Here is a 577-nt window from a genome sequence, read left to right on the forward strand (position 1 = left end):
CTCCCGGCCCTCGCAGCCGGGGGCGTGCGCCAGGGTGCGCAGGGCGCGGGCCTGGCCGGGCGTGAGCCCGTACGGCTCCAGTCGCGCCATGGTCTGCCGGCGGATCCGCTTCATCGCCCGGGTCAGCGCGTCGGCGAGTTCCGCGGCGGTGTCGGCGGGCGGCGCTGACGGTGGGGCAGGCTCGGGCGGCGTGGACATGGGCAGGCTCCCCGGGCAGTAGGTGGCTCCAGGGTATCGGGGCCGGTCGAGATGTCGCCCAGATAACACCTTGAGCCAAGCTCATTATGCTATTAGGCTCACCTAAATTAACGAAGTCGAGCAGAGATCAAGAGGCACCAGATGTCCCGTTCTCAGGCGCGCGTCGCCACCGACCGTCCGGCCCGCTACGCCAAGCAGCTGGCCGCCCACATGAGCCGCAAGGTGCAGACCGACTGGTCCGAGGAGACCGGCCGGGGCGACCTGGTCTTCAGCGCCGGCACCGCCACCCTGGCCGGCGAGCCCGTCGCGCTGCTGCTGGTGGTCGAGGGCGAGGAGGACGACCTGCCCCAGCTGGAGGACGTGGTCGGCCGCCATCTGG

The 577-nt window shown here is 71.2% G+C and carries 1 protein-coding gene and 1 pseudogene; one reads left to right on the top strand and one right to left on the bottom strand.

The annotated features are described in order from the left end of the window. Window positions 1–198: pseudogene (locus ABD323_RS44270) on the bottom strand (hypothetical protein); the annotation flags it as partial. A 141-nt stretch (window positions 199–339) separates the two neighbouring features. On the opposite strand from ABD323_RS44270, the gene ABD323_RS44275 reads away from it, so the two are divergent. After that, window positions 340–577: DUF2218 domain-containing protein (locus tag ABD323_RS44275; RefSeq protein ID WP_344447645.1), on the top strand; the 238-nt coding region annotated here is incomplete at its 3' end.

It is taken from the genome of Kitasatospora nipponensis (assembly GCF_039528135.1).
Taxonomy (GTDB): Bacteria; Actinomycetota; Actinomycetes; order Streptomycetales; family Streptomycetaceae; genus Kitasatospora; species Kitasatospora nipponensis.